The sequence below is a fragment of the Tsuneonella amylolytica genome (assembly GCF_003626915.1).
GTDB classification, from domain to species: domain Bacteria; phylum Pseudomonadota; class Alphaproteobacteria; order Sphingomonadales; family Sphingomonadaceae; genus Tsuneonella; species Tsuneonella amylolytica.
Genome location: NZ_CP032570.1, coordinates 640,637 through 658,224 on the forward strand (window position 1 = coordinate 640,637; position 17,588 = coordinate 658,224).

Sequence of the window (17,588 nt, forward strand, 5' to 3'; positions counted from 1 at the left end):
CTGGGGGGGGCTGACCTAGCGCCGGTCGAATTCGGCCTGCATGGCGGCGGGATCGCGCATCCCGCTCGCCAGGCATAGCTGCAGCAGGATCCGTGCCTTGGCTGGGCCCAGCCCGCGCGCCGCGACGAAGCGGTTGGCGTCGTCGTCCACCTCGAGATTGCGATCGACCGATCCCTGGTCGACCCGGCTCGAGCGGACGACCGGCACGCCCGCCGCCGCCAGCGCGTCGATGACGGGCCCGGGCGCGTTGCCTGAGCCCAATCCCGCGAGGACTAGCCCCTCAACGCCGCTGCCGAGCGCGCAGCCGACGGTATCGGCCTCCATCCCCGCATAAGTGTGGAGGATCGCGACCTTCGGCAGCATGTCGGGCCATGCGAACCGCGCGCCGCGCCCGGCCTTGTCCGGCGGGCCGAACCAGTCGAGCGACATCGGCGTGACGTTGGCGATCGGTCCGCGCGGGAAGCCGCGGAACGCCTCCGCCCCGCCGGTCGCCGCCTTGCGCACGTCGATCGCGGCGAAGACCTGGTCGCTCATTACCACGAGCACTCCGCGCCCCGCCGCCTGCGCGTCGCCCGCCACCCGCACCGCGTTGGCGAGGTTGCGCATTCCGTCGCTGCCCACCGCATCGGCCGGTCGCATCGCGCCCACCAGAACCACCGGCTTGCCCGCGGGCAGCGTCAGGTCGAGGAGAAATGCGGTCTCTTCCGCCGTGTCGGTGCCGTGGGTCACAATGACGCCGTCGACGCCGTCATCGTCCATCGCCGACAGGATTTCGCGGTGGAGCGCGTCCCACTGCGGCCAGCCGATGTCCTGCGACCCGATGCCCGCGATCTCGCGCCCGTCGAAATCCGCCTCGAGGCCGAGCCCGTCCGCCGCCGCGAGCAGTTCGGCCACCCCGATCTGGCCCGGGCGATAGGCGCGCGTCGTCGCCGAACCGCCGCTGCCGGCGATGGTGCCGCCGGTGGCGAGGATGCGGATGCGCGGGGCCGTCGTCATGGCCGAGCGCCCTAGCCCCGATTGACCCGCGCCGCCAACCGGCTAAAGCGCACACCGCCCATGCGCGAAGGTGGGGGCGATTAGCTCAGTTGGTAGAGCGCCTCCTTTACACGGAGGATGTCGGCGGTTCGAGCCCGTCATCGCCCACCAGCTTTCGTTGGACGAAACAGTCCGGGGGACTGTTTCGCGGGAAAACTCCCGAGCGATAGCGAAGGGTCGACTGCGCGAAATCATCCGGGAGATGGTTTCAGGGTAAAGCTCCCGACAGCGAAGGGTGAACGGACGATGCCGACTACCGCCGGACCGATGGGCGCAGGTGCGGGCGGCGCGGGATGCGCCGCCCCGCCCCCGCCCGCTAGGGCCGAATTCCATCGTGCGGCAGCTGGGGCGCTGCATCCTCGCCGTGGCGGGTCTTCCACAGCGAGAACAGAACGCCGCCCGCGATGAGCGCCGCGGTGATGCCCAGGCTCAGTGCCGGCGGGAACTTGCCGCCACCGAGCAGGAAATCGGAGACGAAGATCTTCGAGCCGATGAATACCAGCACCGCCGCCAGTGCATACTTGAGGTAGTAGAACCGGTGGATCATCGCCGAGAGCGCGAAGTAGAGTGCGCGCAGGCCCAGGATCGCCATGATGTTGCTGGTGTAGACGATGAAGGTGTCGGTCGTGATCGCGAAGATCGCCGGCACGCTGTCGACCGCGAACACGAGATCGGCAAGGTTGATGACCACCAGCGCCAGGAAGAGCGGAGTCGCCGCGGTCACCAGCTTGCCGGTCTTTTCGTCCGCCACCTTCACGAAGAAATGCTGGGCGTGCAGTTCCTTCGTCACCCGCATGTGGGTGGAGATCCACTTCACCGCCGGATTGTTCGCGATGTCGGGCGCGTGGTCGCCCGCGAAGAACATCTTGATGCCGGTGAAAATGAGGAACGCGGCAAAGATGTAGAGGACCCAATACGCCTCTTCGACCAGCGCGGCACCGCCCGCGATCATAAGACCGCGCAGCACGATCACGGCGATGATGCCCCACAGGAGCGCGCGGTACTGGTACTTCGCAGGGATGGCGAAAAACGTGAAAATCAGACTGATCACGAATACGTTGTCGATCGACAGCGCCTTCTCGATGAAGAAGCCGGTGTAGTATTGCATGCCCAGTTCGGCGCCGCGCTCGACCCAGATCCAGGCACCGAAGGCCAGCGCGATGGCGATGTAGAACGCGGTGAGCTTGAGGCTTTCTGCGATGCCCATCTCGCGATCCTCCTTGTGGAGAACGCCGAGATCGAACGCGGTGAGGCCGGCGACCAGCGCGGCGAAGGCCAGCCAGAACCACGCCGGAGTGCCGAGGAAATCGGCGGTCAGGAATTCCATGGGATCCGCTTTCGCAAAGCGGCCGCGCGCGGCGGAGGGCGCGTGGGCACCTTCGCCGCGGCGGTCCGCTGGTCAGAAGGTCAGGTACCGGGCGCGCGGCGGCGCACGGCCGCGGTGATCCGGTCCTTGATCGCCAGCTTCAGCTTCTTCAGCCGCAGCACCTCGAACGGATCGGGCCGGACGCGGCGCCGCGCCTCGGCCAGCAGGCGGTCGAGTTTCTGGTGACGCTCCATCAGGCGGAACATTCTATCGGACATCGATCGTACTCCCTTGTCGAACAGTTGGGTTCGATCGGATGAGCCGACGGGCCACATTGGGGGAGGGAAGAACAACCCGGGCCACATCGGCATCATCCGATGCGGTCCGACATCACGCGCTGCATCGCCGATTGGCCGATGCGGCGCGCCAGAGGGGCCCGGTCCGCAATGGACAGGATAAGTGCGCCGCGCTCGATTTCAAGAGGCGGGCGGCGCAACCGTCGCGGATTGTGAGCGGGCGCCTGTTACGCGCCCCCCGGCGCCACTGCCTCGTCGATCAGCGCCTTGGCCTCCACGCCCTGCCAGTCGAAGCCGCCGACCACGCGGGCGATCTCCTCGCCGCTGGCGGAGTAGAGCACCGTCGTCGGCAGAACGCCTTCGCCGCCGAGCGCTTCGCTGAGGCGGTTTTCGCGGTCGAGCCAGGGTTCGAGGTGGGCGAACTTCGCCTTGTCGAAGAACGGCACGACCTTGCTCGCGCCTTCGAGGTCCTGGCTCGCGGTGACGACGCGCAGGCGGTCGCCGTAGTCGCCGGCCACGCCGTCGAGGAGCGGCATCTCCTCCACGCACGGCGCGCACCAGGTCGCCCAAAGGTTGAGCAGTACGGGCTTGCCCGACAGCGCGGCCGTGTTGAGCGGCTTGCCGTCCGGATCGGACAGCATCGCGGCGGGCAGCAGGTCGCCGGCATGGCTGCGATCGATCTCGCCGGTCAGCGCGCCGGCATCGGCGGCAGCCGCCGTCCCCTCCGCTTGCGGGGCGGCGGGGTCTTCCTTACTGCACCCCGCCAGCAAGGGGCCCACCATGACGACCGAGGCGAGCAGCGTGAGCGATAGTCTGACCGACAAGACGGACTCCAATGCGATGTGGGGCGGGCGCTTCGCCGAGGGGCCTAGCGCGATCATGCGCGAAATCAACGCCTCGATCCCGTTCGACAAGGCGCTGTGGCGGCAGGACATCGCCGCATCGAAGGCTCATGTCGCGATGCTGGGCGCGCAGGGGATCGTCTCGGCGGTCGATGCCGCCGCGATCGCGGACGGTCTCGACCGCGTGGCGGCCGAGTACGAAGCGAACGGCGTGCCCGAGAACTGGGACCTCGAAGACATCCACATGGTCACCGAGAGCAGGCTGGCCGAACTGATCGGAGCGCCCGCGGGCAGGCTCCACACCGGGCGCAGCCGCAACGACCAGGTGGCGACCGATTTCCGCCTGTGGGTTCGCGACGCGATCGACGCGGTGGACGAAGGGCTGGCCGGGCTCCAGCGCGCGCTCGTGACCCGTGCGGGCGAACACGCCGATGCGGTCATGCCTGGTTTCACCCACCTCCAGACCGCGCAGCCCGTAACGCTGGGACATCACCTGCTCGCCTATTACGAGATGCTGCGCCGCGACCGCAGCCGGTTCGCCGATGCGCGCACACGGATGAACGAATCGCCGCTGGGATCGGCGGCGCTTGCGGGCACCGGTTTCCCGCTTGACCGCGACGCGACCGCGGCTGCGCTCGGCTTCGACCGGCCGACCGCCAACAGCCTCGATGCGGTGTCCGACCGGGATTTCGCGCTCGATTACCTGCAGGCCGCCGCACAATGCGCGCTGCACCTGTCGCGCCTCGCGGAAGAGCTGATCCTGTGGGCGAGCCAGCCGTTCGGGTTCGTCCGCCTGCCCGATGCGCTTTCCACCGGCAGCAGCATCATGCCGCAGAAGAAGAACCCCGACGCTGCCGAGCTGGTGCGCGGCCATGCGGGGCGGATCGTCGGCTGCCTCACCAGCCTGATGGTGACGATGAAGGGCCTGCCGCTCGCCTATTCGAAGGACATGCAGGACGACAAGCCGCCCGTGTTCGAGGCGCACGGGCTCCTCGCCCTCAGCATCGCGGCGATGACCGGGATGATCGCCGACAGCACGTTCCGCACCGAGCGCATGCGGCAGGCGGCCGAGATGGGCTATGCCACCGCGACCGACCTTGCCGACTGGCTGGTGCGCGAAGCCGACGTGCCGTTCCGCGAGGCGCATCACATCACCGGCGCGGCGGTCAAGCTTGCCGAAAGCCGTGGCGTGGCACTCGACGCGCTTTCGCTGGCAGACCTTTCCGCGATCGATGCGCGGATCGACGACCGCGTGTTTGCCGCGCTCTCGGTCGATGCGTCGGTCGCCTCCCGCGCCAGCTATGGCGGGACGGCGCCGGTGCGGGTAAGGGAGCAGGTGGCCGCTGCGCGCGACGCGCTCGGTATGGAGACCGCATGAGACCTCTTCCCGCCCTTGCCCTCAGCCTCGCGCTTCCCTTCGGCCTCGGCGCGTGCGGACAGAAGGCGGACCTGGCGCCCGTCGCCGGGCAGCCCCTGCCGCCCACGCCCTATGGCGCGCAGGCGCAGCCCGATGCCGAGGACCTACTGAAGCTCGACCCGCTGGCCGCACCCGAACGTTCGGTCGAACTGCGCAAGCGGTCGGAAGAGCGGACCGACGATCCGTTCGACCTCCCGCCCGAGTGACCGGTCGCCGCGGGAATAACCGCGCGGCATGGCGGGTGAAGCAAGGCTTGCTTGGCCCGAAGCGCCCGCATCGCTAAGCGCCGCCCGGCATGAACCATTTCGCATACAGGGACGGCGTGCTCCACGTCGAGGACGTGCCGCTGCCGGCGATCGCCGAGGCAGCGGGCACGCCGGTCTATGTCTATTCGCGCGCCACGCTGGTGCGCCACGTGCGCGCCTTCCGCGAAGGCCTTTCCGCGCTCGAGAATCCGCACATCGCCTTCGCGGTCAAGGCCAACCCCAACCTCGCGGTGCTGCGGGTGCTGGCGAACGAGGGCTGCGGCGCCGACGTCGTGAGCGGGGGCGAGATGACCCGCGCGCTGGCGGCGGGGATCGCGCCGGCCGACATCGTCTTCTCCGGGGTCGGCAAGACCCATGCCGAGCTGGTGCAGGGCATCGAGGCGGGCATCGGCCAGTTCAACATCGAGAGTGAGGAAGAAGGCTACGAGCTGTCGATGATCGCCCAGCGGCATGGCGTGCGCGTGCCGTGCGCCTTGCGGGTCAATCCCGACGTCGATGCCCGCACGCACGAGAAGATCTCGACCGGCAAGCGCGAGAACAAGTTCGGCGTCCCGCTCGACCGCGCGGCGGCGATCTACGCCGCGCTGGCGGGAGAACCTGGTCTCGAGATGCGCGGCGTGGCGGTTCACATCGGCAGCCAGCTTTCCGACCTCGAACCGTTGGAGACCGCGTTCGGCAAGCTCGGCGATCTCGTCGCGGACCTGCGCGCCGGCGGGCACCCGGTCACGCACGCCGATCTCGGCGGCGGGCTCGGGGTGCCGTATCGCGAGGGCGAGGTGTTTCCCTCGCCGGCCGAATACGGCGCGATGGTCGCGCGCGTGACGGCGGGATGGGACGTGCGGTTGAGTTTCGAGCCCGGGCGGGTCATCGCGGCCAATGCCGGGGTGCTGCTGACCCGTGTCGTCCGCGCGAAGCGGAGCGGCAACGGCCCCCCGTTCGTGATCGTCGATGCCGCGATGAACGATCTCGCCCGCCCCGCGATGTACGGCGCGTGGCACGATTTCGACGCGGTGGAGCCCACCGGCGAGCGGATGACGGCGCATATCGTCGGCCCGATCTGCGAAACCGGCGATACCTTCGCGATGGACCGCGACATCGACGCGATGGGGCCCGGCGACCTCGCCGTGTTCCGCAGCGCCGGGGCCTACGGCGCGACGATGGCGTCGAGCTACAACAGCCGCGGCTTCGTGGCCGAAGTGCTGGTCGACGGCGACAAATGGGCGGTGGTCGCCGACCGCATCAGCCCCCACGCTATCATGGACGCCGAACGGGTCCCCGACTGGCTGTAGGGGCGGCGCGCGGGTTGCCCCCGCCGCCCGATGATGCGAGGCTGCCCGCCGAAGGGAGCGAGCGGATGGTATCGGGCAGGCTGGTCGTGATGCGCAGCAGCAGCGGTGCATCCGAAGACTGGGGCGAGTTCGCCTTCGTCGCGCTGCCCTCCCCCGGCGACCGGATCATGGCCCGCCGCGACGGGATCGAGAACTACGCAACCGTGCTCGCCATCCACCACGCGCCTGCGCTCGCGGGCAGCGAGGATGTACCGACGATCGAGGTGGTGGCGAGATGGACCGGGGCCGGCGGCAAGCTGCGCTGAGCGCGCCTTCTGCGCCGCAACGCCGGCGCTAGTTCGATCGCACCGTCAGCGGGTCGAAGCGGAACTGGCCGGACCCGCAGAAAGCCTCCACCCGCTTGGGTCCGGTGTCCGCCACCGAGAGCGGGGCCTGCTGCGCGCCGATGCGGATCGTGCCGCGGCCGCTCGCGTCGAGCTGGATGATCACGTCGACCGGCGCGGCCAGCGGCAATTCGGCGAGTGGGGTGCGGAAGGGGGTACCCGCATTGCGCCCGACGACCGCCAGCGAGAACGTCTGCGCCGTGGGCGATGCCTGCACGATCTGGATTCCGACTACATTCCTGCCGTCGGCCGAGGATACCGTCAGCCCCGCGGTCGGCCGGGTCTGTCCGCGTTGCAGGGTGCGCGGGGCGATGCGCGTCGTCACCGCGACCGCGGTTCCCCCGCCGACGCCGACGCTGGCCGAACGCCCCGCGGCCGCATCGCAGTCGAACACCAGCGGTGCGTTCGTCGCGGCGTGGGTCGCCGGAGCGAAAAATGCGCAGGCCGCAGCCGCCGCCAGAACCGAGCCCGATAAGATTCGACGCATGTGTCCGGTATCCCTTGCGAAGTCGCCTGCGCTCTCGTGTCGGGGAAAGCCGCTGGCGCGACAACCCCTTACCGAAAGGGGTGCCGTCTCGTCAGGCCGCGCCGACGGCCTGGAGGCGGCTGATCAGCGCGGCATCGTCGAACGGCTTGATGACGTACTCGTCGGCCCCGGCGGCGATGCCCTTGTGGATGTCCTTTGCGCCCGAGTTGGTCGTGCAGAACACAACGCGCGGCGGCGTACGGGTGGGGATCGCGCGCAAGGCGGTGACGAATTCGATCCCGCTCATGACCGGCATGTTCCAGTCGGTGATGACGAGATCGGGCATCGCGGCGCGGCACCGGGCAAGGCCCTCCTCGCCGTTCTCCGCCTCGACCACCGCATAGCCGACGCTCTCGACGATGCGCCGGGCCACCTTGCGGATCATGCGCGAATCGTCGACCAGCAGGCACGTCCGGCGCGCGGGGGCGGCCGGCGTCGCACCATCCGGCACGGGCGGCGGCACGGGTACGCGCGCGGGCGCAGACGCAGACGTGGCCGCGATAGGGGCGCCGTCCGCCGGTTTCTGCTCCGTCCCGGCCGGGACGTTCAATCGCTTGATCAGCCCGTGTATGGCACGAACTCCTCTTCCCCGAAGACCGGCCGTTCGTGGCCGACCCGGCTTTCCTGCACCTCGGTATCCCCGAGCGGACGCTGGGCGGCGGCGGGCGCGAGTGCCTGCTGTTCGCTCGGCGTCATGCGGACGTGGAGATAGGGCACCCAGATATCGCCGTATTCGGCCTTCTGGTACCACAGGTCGAGGATGTCGTAGCTCGCCCAGCAACCGTCGGGTTCGCGCAGGCGAATCCCCTCCCCGATCCGCGGCACCGCCGCGAAGCGGATAGTGTGCTCGGTCTGGTGCGTCTCGTTCTGGATTTCGACTTCGATCAAGCGCCCGGTCCCTTCGATGGGACAGGGCCTAATGCGAAATGGTTTCCGAACCTTCAATGCCCGGGCGTGCGCTCACACCAGGGCTTTCGCGTCCTTGCCAAGCTCCTGGAAATACCGCGCCATCGCGTCGGCCGCCTTGTCGCTCAGCTCGATGAAAGCGCGGCGGCGGTCGCTGTCGTCCTCGACCCGCACCAGCAGGCCGACCTCGATCATCTGCGAGATCCAGCGCAGCGCGGTGGTCGGCGGCACCCCGCTGGCGATGCACAGCGAGGTGACCGACACGCGCTGGTGTTCGGCCCGCGCGGCAGTGAGGTCGAGCAGGATGTCCCACGCCGGATCGGCGAACAGGTCCCCGCCGAGGAACTGCGCCCGAAGCTGGCGCTGGCGGATGATCAGGCGCACGAGACGCGGATCGGGCAGCGGCGGGCGCGGCGGCCGGATCAGTTGCCGTTCGCCGTCATCTTCGCGCCGGAAACCGTCAGCCGGCGATTCCAGACGGAAGGCGCGCCCGTCCCCATCGGCGAGACGATCGATCTGGGCTGCGATCTGCGCGACCTGCTGGGTGAGAAGACGCAGCGATTCGCGATCGGCCTCGTCCAGATCACGCACCCGGTTGTTGGGGCGCATCGCCATCAGCAGACCGAGCGCAACGAGCCGTTCGCCGCGCGATGGGGCGACGAGGATCTCTGGATGGCTATCGTCGATGCAGGCGAAGACATCGTCGAGCGCATCCGGCCGGACGGAGGCAAGGACACGGCACGATTGCGAAGCCAAACGCGTATCGAGGTCGAGAAGGCTTGCACAATCCAAAGCGTCCAGCTTTTCGAAGTGCAACAACACGTGATCGTGCAACGGGTCGCGAGGGCCATGGAGCAAATCGGACAGCCCGCCTTGCGAAACCGGATAGAACCCGGCGAGCTCCGCATCGTCCGACAGTTCGCGCCGGACGACGGGGTCGTCGGCGAAGATCGAGATGGGCGCGGGCTGCGATCCATGGGCACCTCCCGATGAATAAGTAAAGTCGCGGTCGGGCATATAGGGATAAATACCTAAGAACCTCGATACATCAATCCGAACAGGGGAAAAACCATCCGGGGCAATAAAGTGTTGCGGAAGATGTCAAACACGTAAGCGCAAAAGCACACCCGGTGTCCCCTCCATGTGCAGTCGTGACTTCCCTGTCTTGCCCCCGCTCAGTCGACGAACGGATCGCGCACAAGGATCGTGTCCTCGCGTTCCGGGCTGGTGCTGACGAGCGCGACGGGCGTCTCGATCAGTTCCTGCACCCGGCTGATGTACTTGATCGCCTGCGCCGGCAGGTCGGCCCACGAACGCGCGCCGGCAGTCGTCTCGTGCCAGCCGTCCATCTCCTCGTAGATGGGTTCGACCGCGGCCTGGTCGGCGGAGTGCGACGGGAAATAGTCGAGAATTTTGCCGCGCAGCCGGTAGCCGGTGCAGATCTTCACCGTGTCGAACCCGTCGAGCACGTCGAGCTTGGTGAGCGCGATGCCGGTGACGCCCGATATCGCGCAAGACTGGCGCACCAGCACCGCATCGAACCAGCCGCAGCGCCGCTTGCGCCCGGTGACGGTGCCGAATTCGTGGCCGCGTTCGCCCAGCTTCTGGCCGGTGGCGTCGTCGAGCTCAGTCGGGAACGGCCCGCTGCCGACGCGGGTGGTGTAGGCCTTGACGATGCCGAGCACGAAGCCGGTGCTCGACGGGCCGAGCCCGCTGCCCGCCGCCGCCGTGCCGCTGACGGTGTTGCTGCTGGTGACGAATGGATAGGTCCCGTGATCGACGTCGAGCAGCACGCCCTGCGCGCCTTCGAACAGGATCCTGGCGCCGGCCTTGCGCACCTTCTTCAGCCGCTTCCACACGGGCTGCGCGTATTGCAGCACGAAGGGCGCGATCTCGCGCAGTTCGGCGACCAGCGCCGCGCGGTCCACCGGCGGCTGGCCGAAACCGGCGCGCAGCGCGTCGTGATGGGCGCAGAGGCGATCGAGATGCGGATCGAGAGCATCGAGGTGCGCAAGGTCGCACACCCGGATCGCCCGGCGGCCGACCTTGTCCTCGTACGCCGGGCCAATGCCGCGCCCCGTCGTGCCGATCTTGCCCGAACCGGCGGCCTGTTCGCGCAATCCGTCGAGATCGCGGTGCAGCGGCAGGATCAGCGCGCAATTGTCGGCGATGGCGAAATTGTCGGCGTTGATCGCGACGCCCTGCCCCTCGAGCTTCTCGATCTCGGACTTGAGGTGCCACGGGTCGAGCACCACGCCGTTGCCGATGATGCTGAGCGTGCCGGTGACGATGCCGCTCGGCAGCAGGCTGAGCTTGTAGGTCGTATCGCCCACCACCAGCGTGTGGCCGGCGTTGTGGCCGCCCTGAAAGCGGACGACGGCGTCGGCCCGGCTGGCCAGCCAGTCGACGATCTTGCCCTTGCCTTCGTCGCCCCATTGGGCGCCGATCACGGTGACGTTGGCCATTTATCTCGCTTATCCTTCGTGCCGCGGCACAAACGCGGCGCGGGTTAGGCGTGCCGGCCCGCGGGGGCAAGGCGATTGGCCGTGCAAGGTCGGAAACAATTGCCGCCCCGACCCATTGACCGGGCAAAGGAGACCCCATGACCGACCAGCCCGTTCTCGAACTCAACGACGGCCGCCGCATTCCCCAGCTCGGCTTTGGCACCTACCAGATCCCCGACGAGGACGCGCCCGGCATCGTCCAGACCGCGCTCGACGTCGGCTACTGGCTGTTCGATACCGCCGCAGTCTATCGCAACGAGGCGGGGGTGGGGAAAGGTCTCGGCGAATGGGCCGACGTGTTCGTCCAGACCAAGATCTGGAACGAGAGCCAGGGATACGACCGCACGCTCGCCGCGGCCGACAAGTGCCTGGCGCGTCTCGGGCGGGAGCATGTCGATATGCTGCTGATCCACTGGCCCGCGCCCGAACAGAACTTGTTCGTCGACACATGGAAGGCGCTCATCCAGCTGCGCGACGACGGCAAGGCGAAGTCGATCGGCGTTTCCAACTTCCGGCGCGAGGACCTCGACCGGATCGTCGACGAGACCGGCGTAGTTCCCGCGCTCAACCAGATCGAGCTCCACCCCTCGTTCCAGCAATGCGACCTGCGCGCCAAACACGATGAGATGGGCATCGTGACCCAGTCGTGGTCGCCGCTCGGCCAGGGCGCGGGCATGGATGCCGACGCGATCCGCCAGGTGGCCGAGGAAACCGGCCAGCCGGCGAGCGCGGTGATCCTGCGCTGGCACATCCAGCACGGCCTGTGCCCGATCCCCAAGGCGAGCAGCCGCAAGCATATCGAGGCGAACTTCGCCGCGCTGTCGTTCGAGCTGTCGGACGAACAGATGAGCCGGATCGATGCGCTCGACGACGAGGGCGGCCGGATCGGACCCGATCCCGCCAAATTCGGCTGATCGAGCGAATCCGTTGAATGTGTTAGCGGAGCATGACACCGGGCGGTCATGCTCTCGCTGATACTCGCGGCCGCTGCCGCCACCGCCGCCCCGCCTGCTCCCGCTCCCGCTCCCGACCCTGTCGCCATCGTCGATGCCATGGCGCAGGAGCGCGGCGACCGCACGCCGGTACTTGTGCTCGGTACGGCGCACCTGTCGGCCTTGCCGAAGGATTTCGACACGACGCGGTTCGATCCGCTGATGGACCGGCTCGCCGCCTGGAAACCCGAGGCGATCGCAGTCGAGCAATTGTCGGGCGCGCAGTGCGACTACATCAAGGCCCGGCCCTTCGCGTACCCGACCGAGTACAAAAATTACTGCCTCGACCCCTCGGCGGCACGCGCTTCGGTCGGCCTCGACGGTGCCGGCGCGGAAGGCGAGATCGAGGCGACCCTCGCGGCTCCGTCCGCCGATCGTCCGCCCGCGGTGCGCCGCCGCCTCGCCGCGCTGTTCCTCGCGGTGGGCGAACCGCAGTCCGCGCTCGTCCAGTGGTTGCGGTTGCCCGACACCGAGCGCCGCAGCGGCGACGGTCTGACCGACGAACTGGCCGGCGGCCTCGCCAAGCGGATCGGGCGGCTCAACGAAAGCGTCCTCATCGCCGCGCGCCTTGCCGCCCGTCTTGGCCACGAGCGGGTCTGGCCGGTCGACGACCACACCGGCAACCGCGCCACCGGACCTGTCGACGACGCGGTGTTCGGCACGGAAATGACCGCGATCTGGAGCCTGCCCGCCGGTCTCGAACGCAGGGCCGCCGAAGAGGCAATGCGCGAACGCCTGCTGTCGGGCGACCTGTCGGTCCTCGACTGGTACCGCACCATGAATAGCCCGCTCCCCGCCGAGGCCGTCATGCGCAGCGACTTCGGCCCCGCCGCCGGCTCCACCCTGCCGGGGAACACGGGGCGCAAGTACCTCGCCTATTGGGAGACGCGCAACCTGCGGATGGTGGCGAACCTGCGCGAGGTCATCGGCCCCGGTCGCAGGACGCTCGCCATCGTGGGGTCGAGCCACGTGGGGTACTACGACCGCTATCTCGGCATGACGAGCGACGTCGAACTGGCCGATCCGGCCGCGGTGCTCGCCGACTAGAGCGCGGATGCGACCAACACCGCGCGGTCGTCGGCGGCGGCGAATCTTTCGCGGAGGATCCACTCCATCGCGGCATCGATCTCCGGCCGCAGCGCCGCTTCGCTCTCGTGGCGCCGGGCAAGGCGGCGGGCGTTGTCGAAGGGTTCGCCGGGTTTCTTGCTGTAGGTCGTGAAGAGGGGACCGGCGACGATCTCCTCGATCGTCCCCTCCCCCGGCGTCATGCCGAACAGCGCCGCCGCCGCGCGCAGAGTGGCTGCCGGATCGGCGTAGAACGCGTCCGCGTCGAGAGCGCGCACGTCGGCCCGGCCATCGGCGAACCGGGCGAAGCTGGCGATCTGCCCCGCCCACAGCGCCCCGGCGCGCTCGGCATCGGTTGCGCCGGTCAGATCGCCGAGCGCCCATGCCAGTTCGCTCGTCACCGCCCGCAGCCAGCCGCGATGGCCGTCGCTGCGCAGCACCGCCGCCACGTAGGCCGGCAGGTCGTGGTAGAGGAGGATCGCCTGGTCCGCGGGCTTCAGCGCCGCGATGTCCTCCAGAATGAAGTTCACCGGCACGTTGGCCTTCACCAGCGTCGGCCCGGCCCCCGGATAGCGTTTCGCCATGGCCGACAGGACCAGCGGCAGAAGCGCACCGGCGCGCGACACCGCGACCTGCCGCAGCGCGGCGGGTTCGCGCAGAACGGTAAAGTCGCCAAGTTGCTCCAGCGCATTGGCGAGAAGCGTGGAACCGCAGTGCGCAACGTGGAAAATCCAGCGTCCGCCATGCATCGGCGGCCGACCGCGAAGCAGGGGCTCGATCGGTGCGCGGATCGCGCCGGGCCGGGCGAGCTGGATACGGCGGTCGAGAAAGATCGACCGGGCGTAGGCGTCGCGGTCCATCGGCACGAAGACCGCGTACTCGCCGTCGAACGAATGAAGATAGTGGTCCGGGTTATCGTACAGGTCGTTGAGCGTGACGGTCATCGCGCGGCCTATAGCGCGCACCTGCCCACCCCGCTATTGCAGCGCCGCCCATGCCCCGCGTCGCTGCCCCCGCCCCCGGTCGTCCGTTCGCCATCATCGAGCCAGAGCCCGGCGAACGCCTCGACCGGCTGCCGTTCGAGCCGGTGGTCGAACTCTACAAGCAACACGGCGCGCTGCTGTTTTCCGGTTTCGGCTGCGACACGCCCGCCTTGCGCGATTTCGCGGCGCGGTTCTGCAGCACGACGGTGGTGAACGATTCTCCCGGGCGGTCCTCGATCGATCCGGACGCGCAAATCTATTCGGTCAACCACGGCAACCAGGAATTCGCGCTGCACCCCGAACTGTCGCGCGAACCGTGGAAGCCCGACGTCGCGTTCTTCCTCTGCCTGTCGCCGCCCGAGGGCGAAGGGGCGACGACAGTGTGCGACGGTATCGAACTCGTGCGCGCGTTGCCGTCCGCGGTGCGCGACGGGTTCGCCGGCCGGCGACTGGTCTATCCGGGGCGGGTCTGGCCCGAATTCCTCGAACACTGGCTGGGCACTGCCAATCCTGACGCGGCGCTTCTTGCGGACCCGCCGCCGACCTGCCCCTATCGCTTCGCCTGCGACGGATCGGGCGGGCTGTTCCGCTATTTCTCGCGCCCGGCGCTGCACAAGCCGATGTTCGGCGACGATCCGGCGTTCGGCAACTTCCTGCTGTTCGCCCGGTTCACCAACGGGATGCCGAACTTCCCCTTGCTCGACGACATGCGACCGGTGCCCGAGGCGTGGTTGCAGGCGGCGAAGACCGCGGGCGATCGGCTGTCGGCGCGGGTGGACTGGCGGCAGGGCGACCTGCTGATGCTCGACAACACGCGCTTCATGCACGGGCGCACGGCAATCGCGAACCCGGCGAGCCGGCTTATCGCGACGCTGTTCGGCTACTTGCGCTTCGCGGTGCCGAACCCCGAAGAGCCGGCCGATCCGGTCTGGCGGCAGCGCAGCTTCGTGCCGCCGATGGCGCCGTGGCACCCCAGCCGCATGGCGCAGGGCTAGAGCGGGCGCGCCTCGCCGCCATCGAGGCGGTGGGTGCAGCCGAGCAACACCGGATCCTCGCCATCGCCGAGCGCAGCGAGCGTGCGCCAGCCGACCGCGCGCATGCGGGCGCCGGTTTCGGTATCGTGACCCAGTGGCAGATAGAGTAGATCGCCTGCGGGCGCCGCGCCGAGCGCGTCGACCAGCGGGTCGATGTAGAGCGTGAAGCCGGTTGCCGCCTCGTCGCTGCCGCCGATGCGGTAGGTCCCGCCGCGCCCGAGCGTGCCGCGCACCCCTTCGGCATAAAGGGTAAAGCCGAACCAGCTCTGGTATTCGAAGCCGTGGCGTTCGGTGGGATCGAGTGTCAGGCGCGCCTTGCCACCCGCCTTCGCCGCGATCTCGCGCAGGCCCGCGATCCGGCTGGCCAGCGCGCCGCCCGCGTCGATCGCGGCGAGCCGCTCGACCGCCTCGTCGAACGGGCCCGCGGCGTACAGCAGCGGCAGGTATGCTTTCCCGCCGACATCGCGCAGGGCGCCCGCGTCCTTGGAATCGAGCTCGCGGCGCACGGCGTCGATGCGTTCGGGCGCCAGCGGGAATGCCTCGGCGGCCAGGGTATCGACGAGATCGGGCAAGGTGAAATCGACGGACACGCCGCGTGCGCCGGCCGCGCCCAGCGCCTCGACCGCGAGGCCCACCATTTCCGCCGCCGCCGCCACGCCGTCGCTGCCGACGAGTTCCGCGCCCAGTTGCAGGCGCTGGCGGGCGGGGTCGAGCTGGTCGCTCGCGATCGTGGCCGTCTCCCCAGCGTAGCACAGGCGCAGGGGCCGTGGCGCGTGGGCCAGGCTGGTCGCAGCGATGCGCCCCACCTGCGCGGTCATGTCGCTGCGCAGGGCCAGCGTGCGCAGCGACGCGGGATCGGTGAAGCGGAACATCCGCCGCGTTGCCGCGCCGCTCGCCCGCCCGTCGCCCATCCGCTGCGCCATCGACGCCTCGAATTCGACCAGCGGCGGTATCACCCGGTCGTAGCCCCAGCCGTCCATGGTATCGAGCACCGCCCGCCGCGCCGCGGTGAGCGCGCGGGCGGAGGCGGGCAGGCGGTCTTCCAGGCCTTGGGGGAGCAAGTCGGCGGTCGGGTCGGTCATGCCGGGCGCCCTAGCGGCGTCAGAATTCCAGCGCCATCACCGTCTTCACACCTTCCAGCGCGCAGGCCTGCCTGATGACGTCGCCGGTAATTGGCTGATCGACGCTGAGCAGCAGCACCGCTTCCCCGCCCGCATCGCGCCGGCCGAGATGGAAGGTGCCGATGTTGATGCCGTTCGCCCCCAGTAGCGTACCGATGCGGCCGATGAAGCCGGGCGCGTCCTCGTTGACGATGTACATCATGTGGCCGGCAAGCTCCGCCTCCACGCCCACGCCGAAGATTTCGACGAGACGCGGTGCATTGCTGCCGAACAGCGTGCCGGCGACCGAGCGGTCGCCCTGTTCGGTTCCCACGGTCACCCGCAGCAGCGTGTTGTAGGCCCCTTCCCGCTCGTGCCGGATCGAGCGCACGTCCATGCCCCTCTCCTTCGCGAGGTAGGGCGCGTTGACCATGTTCACGCTGTCGGACCAGCGGCGCATGAACCCGGCCAGTACCGCGGCTTCGAGCGGTTTGCCTGCGAGTTCGGCGGCGGCGCCCTCGCGCTCGATGCTGATGCGGGTGAGGTTGCCGTGGGCGAGCTGGCCGACGAGGCTGCCGAGGTTTTCGGCGAGCTTCATGTAGGGGCGCAGCTTTGGCGCTTCCTCGGCCGAAAGCGACGGCATGTTGAGCGCGTTCGTCACCCCGCCGTTGACGAGGTAGTCGGCCATCTGCTCGGCAACCTGCAGCGCGACGTTGACCTGCGCTTCGGTGGTCGAGGCGCCGAGGTGCGGAGTGCAGATGAAGTTCTTGGTGCCGAACAGCGGCGATTCCTTCGCCGGTTCGGTGGCGAACACGTCGAGCGCGGCGCCCGCGATGTGGCCGCTTTCGAGCCCTTCCTTCAGCGCCGCCTCGTCGATCAGCCCGCCGCGCGCGCAGTTGACGATGCGGACGCCCTTCTTGGTCTTGGCGAGGTTTTCCGCCGACAGGATGTTGCGCGTTTGGTCGGTCAGCGGCGTGTGCAGCGTGATGAAGTCCGCCCGCGCCAGCAGCGCGTCGAGATCGACCTTCTCCACGCCCAGTTCCACCGCGCGTTCCTCGGTCAGGAAGGGGTCGAAGGCGATGACCTTCATGCGCAGGCCCAGCGCGCGGCTGGCGACGATCGAGCCGATGTTGCCCGCGCCGATGAGGCCGAGCGTCTTGCCCGTGACCTCGACGCCCATGAAGGCGTTCTTCGGCCATTCGCCTTCCTGCGTGCGTTCGTTGGCTTCCGGGATTTGGCGGGCGAGCGCGAACATCAGCGCGATGGCGTGTTCGGCGGTCGTGATCGAGTTGCCGAACGGGGTGTTCATCACCACCACGCCCTTGCCGCTGGCGTAGGGGATGTCGACGTTATCGACCCCAATGCCGGCGCGGCCGATGACTTTGAGATTGGTCGCGGCGTCGAGGATTTCGGGCGTGACCTTGGTGGACGAACGGATCGCGAGGCCGTCGTACTCGCCGATGCGGGCGATCAGTTGTTCGGGGGTCTCGCCGGTGATGACGTCGACGTCGCAGCCGCGCTCCTCGAAGATCTTGGCGGCATTGGGGTCCATCTTGTCCGAGATCAGGACTTTGGGCTTGGTCATGGAATTTCTCCGTCGGCCCGGAACGTGCGCGGACCGATAAGACTGGAACACGAAAGCGG

At 68.8% G+C, this 17,588-nt stretch carries 20 protein-coding genes and 1 tRNA gene; 9 read left to right on the plus strand and 12 right to left on the minus strand.

Annotated elements, in window-relative coordinates:
- Positions 1 to 15: 15 nt before the first annotated feature.
- Entirely contained in the window at positions 16 to 996 is a 981-nt protein-coding gene (locus tag D4766_RS03270) for an asparaginase (protein WP_120716162.1), read from the minus strand.
- 74 nt (positions 997 to 1,070) lie between these two features.
- On the opposite strand from D4766_RS03270, the gene D4766_RS03275 reads away from it, so the two are divergent.
- A tRNA-Val gene (locus D4766_RS03275) sits at positions 1,071 to 1,146 on the plus strand.
- 205 nt (positions 1,147 to 1,351) lie between these two features.
- Here D4766_RS03275 and D4766_RS03280 read toward each other — a convergent pair.
- The 3 genes from D4766_RS03280 to D4766_RS03290 form a co-directional block, all read right to left on the minus strand.
- Entirely contained in the window at positions 1,352 to 2,362 is a 1,011-nt protein-coding gene (locus D4766_RS03280) for a TerC family protein (protein WP_120716163.1), read from the minus strand.
- An 80-nt stretch (positions 2,363 to 2,442) separates the two neighbouring features.
- A complete protein-coding gene (locus tag D4766_RS03285) occupies positions 2,443 to 2,619 on the minus strand; it encodes an HP1242/YdcH family protein (RefSeq protein WP_120716164.1) in 177 nt (58 codons plus the stop codon).
- A gap of 245 nt (positions 2,620 to 2,864) precedes the next feature.
- Positions 2,865 to 3,461: a TlpA family protein disulfide reductase gene (locus tag D4766_RS03290; RefSeq protein WP_234024874.1), complete on the minus strand. Its 597-nt coding sequence runs from the start codon at positions 3,459 to 3,461 to the stop codon at positions 2,865 to 2,867.
- A gap of 16 nt (positions 3,462 to 3,477) precedes the next feature.
- On the opposite strand from D4766_RS03290, the gene argH reads away from it, so the two are divergent.
- The 4 genes from argH to D4766_RS03310 all read left to right on the plus strand — a co-directional run bounded on the left by argH (position 3,478) and on the right by D4766_RS03310 (position 6,756).
- Positions 3,478 to 4,857, plus strand: a complete 1,380-nt coding sequence (argH, locus tag D4766_RS03295; RefSeq protein ID WP_120716166.1) for an argininosuccinate lyase — start codon at positions 3,478 to 3,480, stop codon at positions 4,855 to 4,857.
- On the plus strand, positions 4,854 to 5,102 hold the full coding sequence (locus tag D4766_RS03300) for a hypothetical protein (protein ID WP_120716167.1): 249 nt from the start codon (positions 4,854 to 4,856) through the stop codon (positions 5,100 to 5,102). The genes argH and D4766_RS03300 overlap by 4 nt, the downstream gene beginning before the upstream one ends.
- Positions 5,103 to 5,191: 89 nt before the next feature.
- Positions 5,192 to 6,451 (plus strand): diaminopimelate decarboxylase, encoded by a 1,260-nt coding sequence (gene lysA / locus D4766_RS03305; RefSeq protein ID WP_120716168.1) that lies wholly within the window; start codon positions 5,192 to 5,194, stop codon positions 6,449 to 6,451.
- A gap of 65 nt (positions 6,452 to 6,516) precedes the next feature.
- Positions 6,517 to 6,756: a hypothetical protein gene (locus tag D4766_RS03310; protein ID WP_120716169.1), complete on the plus strand. Its 240-nt coding sequence runs from the start codon at positions 6,517 to 6,519 to the stop codon at positions 6,754 to 6,756.
- Positions 6,757 to 6,784: 28 nt separating this feature from the next.
- Here D4766_RS03310 and D4766_RS03315 read toward each other — a convergent pair whose 3' ends face one another.
- The 4 genes from D4766_RS03315 to D4766_RS13985 all read right to left on the minus strand — a co-directional run bounded on the left by D4766_RS03315 (position 6,785) and on the right by D4766_RS13985 (position 8,650).
- Entirely contained in the window at positions 6,785 to 7,321 is a 537-nt protein-coding gene (locus tag D4766_RS03315; protein ID WP_120716170.1) for a hypothetical protein, read from the minus strand.
- 91 nt (positions 7,322 to 7,412) lie between these two features.
- On the minus strand, positions 7,413 to 7,823 hold the full coding sequence (locus D4766_RS03320) for a response regulator (protein WP_267896439.1): 411 nt from the start codon (positions 7,821 to 7,823) through the stop codon (positions 7,413 to 7,415).
- A gap of 95 nt (positions 7,824 to 7,918) precedes the next feature.
- The gene (locus D4766_RS13980) at positions 7,919 to 8,248 is read right to left on the minus strand and encodes a hypothetical protein (RefSeq protein WP_234024875.1); all 330 of its coding nucleotides are present in this window, start codon (positions 8,246 to 8,248) and stop codon (positions 7,919 to 7,921) included.
- 72 nt (positions 8,249 to 8,320) lie between these two features.
- Positions 8,321 to 8,650 carry a helix-turn-helix domain-containing protein gene (locus tag D4766_RS13985; protein WP_234024876.1) on the minus strand — a complete coding sequence of 110 codons (330 nt, stop codon included), beginning with the start codon at positions 8,648 to 8,650 and terminating at the stop codon, positions 8,321 to 8,323.
- A 42-nt stretch (positions 8,651 to 8,692) separates the two neighbouring features.
- Here D4766_RS13985 and D4766_RS13990 point away from each other — a divergent pair, with 42 nt between their 5' ends.
- Positions 8,693 to 9,259, plus strand: a complete 567-nt coding sequence (locus D4766_RS13990) for a hypothetical protein (RefSeq protein ID WP_234024877.1) — start codon at positions 8,693 to 8,695, stop codon at positions 9,257 to 9,259.
- 182 nt (positions 9,260 to 9,441) lie between these two features.
- On the opposite strand, the gene D4766_RS03335 is transcribed toward D4766_RS13990, so the two are convergent.
- On the minus strand, positions 9,442 to 10,731 hold the full coding sequence (locus D4766_RS03335) for an adenylosuccinate synthase (RefSeq protein WP_120716172.1): 1,290 nt from the start codon (positions 10,729 to 10,731) through the stop codon (positions 9,442 to 9,444).
- A 137-nt stretch (positions 10,732 to 10,868) separates the two neighbouring features.
- On the opposite strand from D4766_RS03335, the gene D4766_RS03340 reads away from it, so the two are divergent.
- Together D4766_RS03340 and D4766_RS03345 are read left to right on the plus strand one after the other, a co-directional pair.
- A complete protein-coding gene (locus D4766_RS03340) occupies positions 10,869 to 11,684 on the plus strand; it encodes an aldo/keto reductase (protein WP_120716173.1) in 816 nt (271 codons plus the stop codon).
- Between the two features lie 48 nt (positions 11,685 to 11,732).
- Positions 11,733 to 12,809: a DUF5694 domain-containing protein gene (locus D4766_RS03345; RefSeq protein WP_120716174.1), complete on the plus strand. Its 1,077-nt coding sequence runs from the start codon at positions 11,733 to 11,735 to the stop codon at positions 12,807 to 12,809.
- Here D4766_RS03345 and D4766_RS03350 read toward each other — a convergent pair.
- Positions 12,806 to 13,771: a hypothetical protein gene (locus D4766_RS03350; RefSeq protein ID WP_120716175.1), complete on the minus strand. Its 966-nt coding sequence runs from the start codon at positions 13,769 to 13,771 to the stop codon at positions 12,806 to 12,808. The two genes, D4766_RS03345 and D4766_RS03350, sit on opposite strands and share 4 nt — an antisense overlap.
- Positions 13,772 to 13,821: 50 nt before the next feature.
- Between D4766_RS03350 and D4766_RS03355 the strand changes: the two genes are divergently transcribed.
- Positions 13,822 to 14,805 (plus strand): TauD/TfdA family dioxygenase, encoded by a 984-nt coding sequence (locus D4766_RS03355; RefSeq protein WP_120716176.1) that lies wholly within the window; start codon positions 13,822 to 13,824, stop codon positions 14,803 to 14,805.
- On the opposite strand, the gene D4766_RS03360 is transcribed toward D4766_RS03355, so the two are convergent.
- A complete protein-coding gene (locus D4766_RS03360) occupies positions 14,802 to 15,926 on the minus strand; it encodes an ATP phosphoribosyltransferase regulatory subunit (RefSeq protein WP_120716177.1) in 1,125 nt (374 codons plus the stop codon). The two genes, D4766_RS03355 and D4766_RS03360, sit on opposite strands and share 4 nt — an antisense overlap.
- Before the next feature lie 19 nt (positions 15,927 to 15,945).
- The gene (serA, locus tag D4766_RS03365) at positions 15,946 to 17,529 is read right to left on the minus strand and encodes a phosphoglycerate dehydrogenase (protein ID WP_120716178.1); all 1,584 of its coding nucleotides are present in this window, start codon (positions 17,527 to 17,529) and stop codon (positions 15,946 to 15,948) included.
- Positions 17,530 to 17,588: the final 59 nt, after the last annotated feature.